Annotated in this window: 13 protein-coding genes; 11 read left to right on the plus strand and 2 right to left on the minus strand. The window is 64.4% G+C overall.

What is annotated here, in order from left to right:
- Positions 1-15: 15 nt before the first annotated feature.
- From Q1W26_RS09675 to Q1W26_RS09705, 7 genes are all read left to right on the plus strand, one after another.
- Positions 16-552 carry a septation protein A gene (locus Q1W26_RS09675; RefSeq protein ID WP_300439093.1) on the plus strand — a complete coding sequence of 179 codons (537 nt, stop codon included), beginning with the start codon at positions 16-18 and terminating at the stop codon, positions 550-552.
- On the plus strand, positions 552-851 hold the full coding sequence (locus Q1W26_RS09680; RefSeq protein ID WP_300439095.1) for a YciI family protein: 300 nt from the start codon (positions 552-554) through the stop codon (positions 849-851). Before Q1W26_RS09675 ends, Q1W26_RS09680 begins: the two co-directional genes overlap by 1 nt.
- A gap of 5 nt (positions 852-856) precedes the next feature.
- Complete coding sequence (locus Q1W26_RS09685; protein ID WP_300439133.1) at positions 857-1,111, plus strand: BolA family protein; 255 nt, start codon at positions 857-859, stop codon at positions 1,109-1,111.
- Between the two features lie 35 nt (positions 1,112-1,146).
- Positions 1,147-1,926: a peptidylprolyl isomerase gene (locus tag Q1W26_RS09690; protein WP_300439098.1), complete on the plus strand. Its 780-nt coding sequence runs from the start codon at positions 1,147-1,149 to the stop codon at positions 1,924-1,926.
- Positions 1,927-2,073: 147 nt separating this feature from the next.
- Positions 2,074-3,093, plus strand: a complete 1,020-nt coding sequence (locus Q1W26_RS09695; RefSeq protein ID WP_300439101.1) for an amino acid ABC transporter substrate-binding protein — start codon at positions 2,074-2,076, stop codon at positions 3,091-3,093.
- A 5-nt stretch (positions 3,094-3,098) separates the two neighbouring features.
- Positions 3,099-4,052: an ABC transporter permease subunit gene (locus Q1W26_RS09700; protein WP_300439104.1), complete on the plus strand. Its 954-nt coding sequence runs from the start codon at positions 3,099-3,101 to the stop codon at positions 4,050-4,052.
- Positions 4,049-5,080 carry an amino acid ABC transporter permease gene (locus Q1W26_RS09705; RefSeq protein ID WP_300439107.1) on the plus strand — a complete coding sequence of 344 codons (1,032 nt, stop codon included), beginning with the start codon at positions 4,049-4,051 and terminating at the stop codon, positions 5,078-5,080. The genes Q1W26_RS09700 and Q1W26_RS09705 overlap by 4 nt, the downstream gene beginning before the upstream one ends.
- Here Q1W26_RS09705 and Q1W26_RS09710 read toward each other — a convergent pair.
- Together Q1W26_RS09710 and Q1W26_RS09715 are read right to left on the minus strand one after the other, a co-directional pair.
- The gene (locus tag Q1W26_RS09710; protein ID WP_300439110.1) at positions 5,052-5,447 is read right to left on the minus strand and encodes a RidA family protein; all 396 of its coding nucleotides are present in this window, start codon (positions 5,445-5,447) and stop codon (positions 5,052-5,054) included. The two genes, Q1W26_RS09705 and Q1W26_RS09710, sit on opposite strands and share 29 nt — an antisense overlap.
- A 46-nt stretch (positions 5,448-5,493) precedes the next feature.
- Entirely contained in the window at positions 5,494-6,399 is a 906-nt protein-coding gene (locus Q1W26_RS09715) for a LysR family transcriptional regulator (protein ID WP_300439113.1), read from the minus strand.
- Positions 6,400-6,496: 97 nt separating this feature from the next.
- Here Q1W26_RS09715 and Q1W26_RS09720 point away from each other — a divergent pair, with 97 nt between their 5' ends.
- From Q1W26_RS09720 to Q1W26_RS09735, 4 genes are all read left to right on the plus strand, one after another.
- A complete protein-coding gene (locus Q1W26_RS09720; RefSeq protein WP_300439116.1) occupies positions 6,497-7,099 on the plus strand; it encodes an NAD(P)H-dependent oxidoreductase in 603 nt (200 codons plus the stop codon).
- Positions 7,100-7,126: 27 nt separating this feature from the next.
- Complete coding sequence (locus Q1W26_RS09725; protein ID WP_300439118.1) at positions 7,127-7,984, plus strand: pirin family protein; 858 nt, start codon at positions 7,127-7,129, stop codon at positions 7,982-7,984.
- Between the two features lie 276 nt (positions 7,985-8,260).
- The gene (locus tag Q1W26_RS09730; protein ID WP_300439121.1) at positions 8,261-8,407 is read left to right on the plus strand and encodes a hypothetical protein; all 147 of its coding nucleotides are present in this window, start codon (positions 8,261-8,263) and stop codon (positions 8,405-8,407) included.
- A 361-nt stretch (positions 8,408-8,768) separates the two neighbouring features.
- Positions 8,769-9,581, plus strand: a complete 813-nt coding sequence (locus Q1W26_RS09735) for an FtsW/RodA/SpoVE family cell cycle protein (RefSeq protein ID WP_300439124.1) — start codon at positions 8,769-8,771, stop codon at positions 9,579-9,581.
- The last annotated feature ends 27 nt before the right edge of the window (positions 9,582-9,608 follow it).

A 9,608-nucleotide genomic window follows, 5' to 3' on the forward strand; every position in this document is an offset into this window, starting at 1 on the left:
GCTCACACCCCGATAATGAAATTTCTCTTCGACCTGTTCCCGATCATCCTGTTTTTCGTCGCCTACAAGTTTGCCGGCATCTTCGCCGCAACCGCCGTGGCGATCGCCGCCACCGTCGGCCAGATCGGCTGGGTGTGGTTCCGCCACCGCAAGGTCGACACCATGCTGTGGGTCAGCCTCGCCATCGTCACCGTCTTCGGCGGCGCGACCCTGTTCTTCCAGAACCCCACCTTCATCAAGTGGAAACCCACCGTGCTCTACTGGTTTTTTGCCGGCGCGCTGCTTTTCTCCGCCGTCGTGCTCAAAAAAAACCTGATCCGCAAGATGCTCGAAGCCCAGATGAAACTGCCCGAACCCATATGGGGCACGCTCAACCTGGTCTGGGCCGGCTTTTTCGGCCTGATGGGCGTACTGAATCTGTTCATTGCATACAACTTTTCCGAAGATACCTGGGTCAACTTCAAGCTTTTCGGCGGCATGGGCCTGATGATCGTATTTGTGCTGGCCCAGGGAATGCTGCTGTCCCGCTACATTGAAGAGGAATCCAACTGATGCTCTACGTTCTGATCGGTGAAGACGTTCCCGGCACCCTCGACAAACGTCTCGCGGCCCGCCCCGAACACGTCGCCCGCCTGCAGGCCCTGCAGGCAGATGGCCGCTTGATACTCGCCGGCCCGTGCCCGGCAATCGATTCGCCCGACCCCGGCCCGGCCGGCTTTACCGGCAGCGTGATCATTGCCGAATTCCCCTCCCTGGCCGAAGCCGAAGCCTGGGCCGCAGCCGACCCCTACGTCGCCACCGGCGTTTTCGCCCGCTGCACGGTCAAGCCTTTCCGGAAAACCCTGCCGTGAACGTCATGGACGAAATCCGCCGTCGCCTCGCCGTCCTCGAGCCCACCCGGTTCGAACTGATCGACGACAGCGCGCTCCACGCCGGCCATGCCGGCGCCCGCTCCGGTGGCGGCCATTACCGCCTCACCATTGCCTCCGCTGCCTTCAGCGGCAAAAACACTGTCGCCCGCCACCGGTTGATTTACGATGCGCTGGGCGAGATGATGCGCCGGGAGATCCACGCCCTGGCCATTCAGGCAAACTTGCCTGAAGAACAGTAAAAACTCCAACCCGCCCCACCAAGCAAGGAAAACTGATGAAAATCGTCCCGACCCGTCTGGCTGTGTCCCTTTTTGCAGCCTTCATTGCGCTGCCCGCCGTCGCCCAGACCGTCGCCACCGTCAATGGCACCGCCATTCCCCAGGCCCGTGCCGACCTGCTGATCGCCGAGCAAAAGGCCCAGGGCGCTCCTGATTCCGACCAGCTCCGCACCGCCGTCAAGGATCGCCTGATCGGCCTCGAAGTCGTCGCCCAGGAAGCCCGCAAGAAGGGTCTCGAAAAAAGCGCCGCCACCCAGACCAAGCTCGACCTGGCCCGCCAGTCCGTCCTCGCGACCACCTACATCCAGGACTACATGAAGTCCCATCCGGTCAGTGACGCCGATGTCAAGGCCGAATACGAAAAGATCAAGTCGCAACTGGGCGACAAGGAATACAAGGCCCGTCACGTCCTCGTCGAGAAGGAAGAAGACGCCAAGGCCATCATCGCCAAGCTGGACAAGGGCGAAAAATTCGACGAACTCGCCAAGCAATCCAAGGATCCCGGCTCCAAGGACAAGGGCGGCGACCTCGGCTGGGCCAACCCCGCCGGCTTCGTGAAGCCCTTCGCCGACGCCCTGACCAAGCTCGAAAAAGGCAAATACACGGCCACCCCGGTAAAAACCGATTTCGGCTATCACGTCATCAAGCTCGAAGACAGCCGCGCCCTCAAGGCCCCGGCCTTCGACGAAGTGAAGGGCCAGCTCAAGCAGCGCCTCGAACAGCAGCACGTCGAGCGCCACGTTGCCGAACTGCGCACCAAGGCCACCGTCAAGTAAGCTTCAGGTGCCGCATCCAAAAGCCGACGGAACGCTCCGTCGGCTTTTTTCATTCGGCCAGCCCCGCAGCCCCGGCGCAGCCCGGGCTACAACACCACACCGAAGCCCGTTAAGCTACGCGGCTCCGGTTTTTCCGCTTCGACTGCCATGTCCCGAATCCACGTCCTGACCATCGCCGCAGCCCTTGCCGCATTCACAGCCCCCGCCCACGCCGGCAAAACCCTCGACGGCATCAAGTCGCGCGGCCAGCTCGCCTGCGGCGTCAGCACCGGCGTGATCGGTTTTTCCGCCGCCGACAGCCAGGGCCAGTGGCGCGGTCTGGACGTGGACGTCTGCCGCGCCATCGCGGCCGCCGTGCTTGGCGACGCCAACAAGGTGCGCTGGGTGCCCCTGAGCTCCCAGCAGCGCTTCACCGCGCTGCAATCCGGCGAAGTGGACATCCTGTCCCGCAACACCACCTGGAGCCTGACCCGCGACGCCGCCCTCGGCCTGCACTTCACCGCGGTAACCTACTACGATGGCCAAGGCTTCCTGGTCTCGAAAAAAACCAGGGTGACGAGCGCAAAGCAGCTCAAGAACGCCGAAATCTGCGTCCAGTCCGGCACCACCACCGAGAAAAACCTCTCGGACTACTTCCGCGCCCAGGGCATCAAGGTCAAGCCCGTGGTCTTCGACAAGTTCGAAGCCTCCATCAAGGCCTTCTTCAGCGGCCGCTGCCAGGCCTACACCACCGACGCCTCGGCACTGGCCTTCATCCGCGCCAAGGAAGCGCCCAATCCCGACGACTACGTCGTGCTGCCGGAAATCATCTCCAAGGAACCCCTCGGCCCGGCCGTTCGCCGTGGCGACGACGAGTGGTTCGCCATCGTCAAATGGACCATCAATGCGCTGATCGAAGCCGAAGAGCTCGGCATCACCCAAGGCAAGGTGGATGCATTGAAAGGCTCGGCCGATCCGTCGGTACAGCGTTTTCTCGGTGTTGGCGAAGATCTCGGCAAGAGCCTCGGCCTCGACCGGGAATGGGCCGCCCGCGCGGTGAAGGCCGTTGGCAACTATGGCGAAATCTTCAACCGCAACGTCGGCGCCGACTCCCCGCTCAAGCTGCCCCGCGGCCTCAACGCCCAGTGGAACAAGGGCGGCATCCTCTACAGCCTGCCGCTGCGCTGAAACTCATGGGTGCCAGTTCCCGCGTCGCGCAGGCGCTGATCCTCGCGGCCGTCGTCGGGCTGTTCGTGCTGCTCGCCGTCACCACGGCCGGGCACCTGGAGCAGCGCGGCATCCGCAGCGGTTTCGACTTCCTTCTCGAACCGGCAGGCTTCACCCTCGGTGAAAGCGTGCTGCCCGTCGACGCGGCAGATTCCACCCTGCTCGCCTTTGTCGCCGGGCTGCTCAACACCCTGCGCGCGGCCCTGCCCGGCGCTGCCCTGGCGCTGGGTATCGGCATCCTCGCCGGCTTCGGGCGGCTCGCCGACAACCCGCTGGTGCGCGGCCTCGCCAGTGCCTACGTCAACGCCTTTCGCAATATCCCGCTGCTGCTCCAGCTGCTCGCCTGGTATTTCATCCTCACCGACCTGCTCCCCGCAGCCGACGCGGCGATGCGCCTCGCGCCGGGCGTTTTTCTCAGCAAGTCGGGCCTGAGCGTGCCCTGGTGGGGCGAAACCGGGTTCGAGATTCCCGAGCCGGGCGGCTTCGGCATCGACGGCGGCGCCCGCCTGACGCCCGAATACCTCACCATGCTGATCGGCCTCGCGCTTTACTCCGCGGCCTATATCGCCGAAACCCTGCGCGCGGCCGTTCTGGCACTGCCCCCCGGCCAGCGCCTCGCCGCGCTGGCGCTGGGCATGACGCCACGCCGGGCCTTCATCGACGTGCTGCTGCCCCAGGCCTGGCGGGCAGCCCTGCCGCCGGTCACCAGCCAGCTCCTCAACCTGTTCAAGAATGCCTCGCTGGCGGTCGCCATCGGCTACCCCGATCTCGTCTCGGTGGCCGGCACCAGTCTCAACCAGACCGGCCGCGCCATCGAATGCCTGGTCATCGTGATTGCCGTCTATCTGCTGCTGTCGCTTGGCGCCGCGGCGATCAGCCACCGCCTCGAACAGCGCAACCTGAAGGGGCGCCCCGCATGAGGCTGGACGCACTGCGCCGCCGCTTCTTCGGCGATATCGTCAATACCGGGCTCACGCTGCTGGTGCTGGCCGCCCTCGTGCTGTGGCTGCCGCCGCTGGTCAGATGGGCGCTGCTCAACGCACGCTTCGCACCCGACATCGCCGCCTGCGAAGCGCTCGACCATCGCGGCGCCTGCTGGGGCGTGGTCGCCGAAAAGGCCCGTTTCATCCTCCTCGGCCGCTATCCGGCCAATGACGCGTGGCGGTCGATACTCGCCGCCGGGCTGATTGCCGGAAGCTGGCTGGGAGTGGCGACCGGCGTGCTGCGCGGGCGCTTCGTGATACCGGCGCTCGCGCTTGCCCCGCTCGTCGCCATTCCGCTCCTCGGCGGCGGCGTTGGCGGACTGGAAAGCGTGCCCACCGAACTCTGGGGCGGCCTGCCGCTCACCCTGCTGCTCACCGCGGCCGGCATGGCCGGCTCGCTGCCCCTGGGTATAGCCGTGGCCTACGGACGGCGCTCGTCACTGCCGGTGCTGCGCGGCCTGCTCACCGCCTACGTGGAACTCGCCCGTGGCATTCCGCTGATCGCCGCGCTGTTCGTGGCTTCGTTCTTGCTGCCGCTGTTTTTTCCGGACGGCGTCGCCCTCGACATGCTGTGGCGCGTGCTCATCGCCATCGTGCTGTTCGCCGCCGCCTATCTGTCCGAGATCATCCGCGGCGGCTTGCAGGCCCTGCGCACCGAGCAACTCGACGCGGCCGCAGCGCTGGGCTTCAGCGACTGGCAGACCCAGCGCTGGGTCGTGCTGCCCCAGGTGCTGCGCGCGGTCGCCCCGTCGCTGGCCAACAGCGCCATCGCGCTGTTCAAGGACACCTCGCTCGTCACCATCGTCAGCCTTTACGAACTCACCGGCTCACTGGGCCTCGCCCTTTCCGGCGACGCCCAGTGGCGGCCCTTCTACCTCGAGGCCTGGATCTTCATCGCCGCGATCTACTGGGCAGGCTGCGTTGTGCTGGCGCGCATCAGTCGCGCAAAACCGCTACCGCCTTGATCTCGATGATGTAGCCCGGCGCCCCGCACAGCTGCGCAGCGCCAATGGCCGTCCAGGCCGGAAAATCGCGGGTCAGGTAACGGTCCTTGACCTGCATGAACAGCGACAGGTCACGCATGTCGTCGTGAAAACTGGTCAGGTCGACGATATCGTCCATCGTCGCCCCGCCGGCGGCGAGCACTTTCTTCAGGTTCTCAAAGGCCTGCACGATCTGCGCTTCACGGCCTTCCACCAGCTTCATGTTCTCGTCGCGCCCGATCTGCCCGGACACATAGATTGTCTTGCCCACGCGCACGGCCGGCGCGTAGTGGATGTTTTCGTAAACGGCTTCCATCCCCTTCGGGATGATGGCCTTGCGATCTGTCACGGTGTTTCTCCTGTGCTTGGGGCTGCATTTGGGGCTGCAAAGCGTACTACGAACGCAGGGCCGAATCTGCAACCAGAATTTCCGCCAGCCGGCGCACACCCGGCCCGGCGAAATCGGGGTCAGCCTGCACCAGGTAAAGATCGATGAAGCGCGCCTCGGCGCCCCCCAGCGGCAGCGGCTTCAGCAAGCCTGCGGCCAGCTCGGCCTGGATGCGCGCTTCGGGATACCACGCAAAGCCATGCCCGGCGCAGGCCGCGGCAATCGACATGGACATGCTGCTGAAAGTCCAGCGCTGCTCGACCTCGACGGTCGTGGTGCGGCGGTCGCGGGTCGAGCCCGTAGCCCGCACCGGCAAATGCCGCCATGGCCGCAAATCCTTCTCGCCCAGCTCGCGCCCCAGCTGATGCAGCGGATGCGACGGTGCCGCCACCGCCACCAGCCGCACGTTGATCAGCGGCACCCCCAGAAAGCCCGGCGGAATATGCGGCGTGATGGCAATTTCCGCCTGCCCGCCCAGCAGCGCCTCGCCGGTGCCACCCAGCACGGATTCGATCACCTCGACCCGCGTGCGCGGCGCCTCGGCCCCAAAACGGGCCAGCGCTGCGATGAGCCGATCGGGCGGATAGAGCACCTCCACCGCCAGGCCGATCTCCGCCTCCCAGCCCGCCGACAGCTTGCGCGCCGCCAGCTCCAGGTCACCGGCCTCACCCACCAGCGCCAGTGCGCGGCGGTAAAGCATGTGGCCGGTTGAGGTCAGCACCGCCTTCCTGCCCTGGATCTCGAAGGCGCTCACGCCCAGCACCGACTCGATCTTCTGCACCGCGTAAGTCACCGAAGACTGGCTCTTGTGCAGCGCATCCGCCGCCTGCGCATAGCCGCCGGAATCGACCACGGCAATCAGCGCACGCCACTGATCAAGCGCGATATGGGGGGTGGGAAGCACTTTCATCATCTAACCATTCGATGGATTTAAACGAAATCTTGTACTTTTTTATCTCTCCGGTAAATCGTTTAATACAGTCATCGCAACCCGACACGGAGTCACTCAAATGAGCACCCTTCTCAAGATCAACGCCAGCCTGTTCTCCAGCCACGGTCAGTCCAGCCAGCTCACCGAGCGCTTCGTCGCGGCCTGGCAGGCCAGCCACCCCGACACCGCCGTCGTCAGTCGCGATCTCGCCGCCGATCCGGTGCCCCACCTGGATGGCGCCCGCGTCACCGCCTTCTTCGCCAAGCCCGAAGAGCGCAACGCCGAGCAGCAAGCCGTCGTCGCCTTCTCCGACGCCCTGATCGCCGAACTACGCGCGGCCGACACCGTCGTCATCGGCCTGCCCATGTACAACTTCGGCGTGCCCTCCACGCTCAAGGCCTACTTCGACCACATCGCCCGCGCCGGCGTCACCTTCCAGTACAACGCCGAAGGCCCCAAGGGTCTCCTCACCGGCAAGAAGGCCTACATCCTCGCCGCCCGCGGCGGCCGCTACGCCGGCACCCCGAAAGACAGCCAGACCACCTACGTGCGTGACTTCCTCGGCTTCATCGGCATCACCGACGTGGAATTTGTTTACGCGGAAGGCCTCAACATGGGCGACGACAGCAAGAACACCGCCCTCGCCGACGCCCACAAGGCCGTCGCCGAACTCACCGCCTAAGCTCGCAACCCGAACCCGGAGCGCACCATGACGACACGCAGCCTGCTGAAAATCATCCCCTCCATCCCCGTTTCCGACGGGGCCGGTGTCAAGCTGCGGCGCAGCCTGGGCCAGAGCCAGTGGCTGCGCCTCGACCCCTTCCTGATGCTCGACGAGTTCGCGTCGGACAATCCGGACGACTACATCGCCGGCTTTCCGGCCCACCCCCACCGGGGTTTCGAGACGGTGACCTACATGCTGGAGGGCGACTTCCAGCATGAGGACCACCTCGGCAACAAGGGCCATCTGCGCGGCGGCGGCGCCCAGTGGATGACCGCCGGGCGCGGCATCATCCATTCGGAAATGCCGCTGCAGCAGAGCGGCCGTCTGCATGGCTTCCAGTTCTGGATCAACCTGCCGGCCGCCGAGAAGATGAAGCCCGCCGCCTACCGGGACATCCAGCCGGAAGAAATTCCGCCGATCGGCATTCCGGGCGGAGAAGTGCGGATCATCGCCGGCACACTCGAAACCGCCGACGGCCAGGTGCGCCCCGGCCCGATCCAGGGCTTGTCCACGGCGCCGCTGTTTCTCGACGTGCGACTCGAAGCCGGCCAGCGCTTCAGCCACCCCGTACCGGAAGGCCACACGGCCTTCCTCTACCCCCATGCCGGCGAACTGACGGTCGGCGCTGACGACTCCGCCCGCCCCCTTGCCGCCCGCCAGGCGGGCGTCCTGTCACCCGGCGCCCGTATCGAAGTCACCGCCGGCCAGCACGGCGCGAGCTTTCTGCTGCTGGCCGCCCGCCCCCTCGGCGAGCCGGTCGTCCAGTACGGCCCTTTCGTGATGAACACCCGCGAGGAAATCGAGCAGGCACTCGACGACTACCGCAGCGGCACGCTGGCCTGAACCACGCACGCACGATGGCGTTCGATCCGTGGCATCCAACCCCCTATTAACCCAGCCCTTGAATATCTTCTACCCGCTAGCTCCAACCGTGTAGAAAGGCGGAGCCAGCGCCGGGTTAATAGTCGCTCCTAAAGAAAATCATCCGTGACCATTCTTTGTCCCAGCCTCAAGCCGGCTGATTGTTTTGGGGCGTACGCGCGCGCAGTCAGGCACCGCAAAAAATGGTCTGGGCAAACTCCTGGAATGGGGGGCCGCGCGGTCAAGCGTCCGGTCCTGGTGACCACCGAAACCTACCGTGAGCCTACGCGGGTGCTGTTCGCCTTTGACGGCAGCGGGGTCACCCGCAAAGGGGTGGAGATGCTGGCCGACAGCCCCCTGCTCAAGGGGTTGCCGCTGGGCAAGATGCGATTGCCAGCGCACTGAGCCCCCAGGGTTTCGACCTCGTGGCCCTGGGGGCATACAGCCATTCTCCCCTGAGAAGCCAGTTCATGAGCAGCAAGACCACCGACTTGCTGAAGGCCTCCAGGGTGCCGACGCTCTTGCTGCGCTGATACGGTGAAATCGGGCTTCGCGCACCGCTCGCAATCACCCGGCGGTGTGAGAGGCAGACATGATCGCGGCCGCCGATGTGATCGGCACTGCACACAACGGCACGCCTGGGTGTCGAACGGCCGATACAGAAGGCCCCTACGCTGATTGCGTAAGCGACTCCCGAATTATCTCAGGCAGGGCAGATGGGTATATTCGAGCGCCCCCGCCCGAAGTAGAAAGCCGCCCTTCTTGCATGAATAACCCGATCCTTTTCAAGGCCAGAACGGTGTGGCAAAAGCTTAACGCGCCCATCGACCGGCCCTTGATGGTCCTTACCTTCGCCTTGCTCGCTTACGCTACTTTTATTATTGGCAGCGCTTCGCCACAGCGGATTAGCGCGCACTTTGCCAATCTGGCTGTCGGCCTCTCATGCCTCTTTGTTGCTGCTCATATCACCCCGCAACGCCTGCGCAACATGACCCCTTCAATCTACATCGCAGGAGTCATTCTGTTGCTGGCTGTGGCCTTGTTCGGAGATATCTCGAAAGGCGCACAACGCTGGCTGAACATCGGCTTTACGCGCATTCAACCCTCCGAAATTCTTAAAATCGCCGCACCATTGATGCTCGCGTGGTTTTACTTTCACCGGGACGAAGGACTGCGCCACCGGGATCACCTGGTGGCCGTATGCCTGTTGATGCTCCCTGTCCTGCTCATCGCCAAGCAGCCCGACCTCGGGACGGGCATCCTGGTATTTCTGTCCGGATTTTTCGTGCTGTTTCTGGCGGGAATACCGTGGAAATGGATTTCCCCGCTGGTGATTGCCACCATTGGCATCATTGGCGTGCTGCTGGTTTTTGGCGACACCCTCTGCCAAAGGGATCAGGTATGGCCACTCTTGCGCGACTATCAAAAACACCGCGTGTGCACGATGCTGAATCCCACCTCGGACCCGCTGGGCAAAGGTTTTCACATCATCCAGGCAATGATCGCGATTGGCTCGGGAGGCCTTTGGGGCAAGGGTTGGGGGCTGGGCTCCCAGGGCCATCGCATTCGAAACTCATAACGGATGAATCCCGAGCATTTTCATACG

Source organism: Zoogloea sp. (assembly GCF_030157465.1).
In the GTDB taxonomy this organism is placed as follows: domain Bacteria; phylum Pseudomonadota; class Gammaproteobacteria; order Burkholderiales; family Rhodocyclaceae; genus Zoogloea.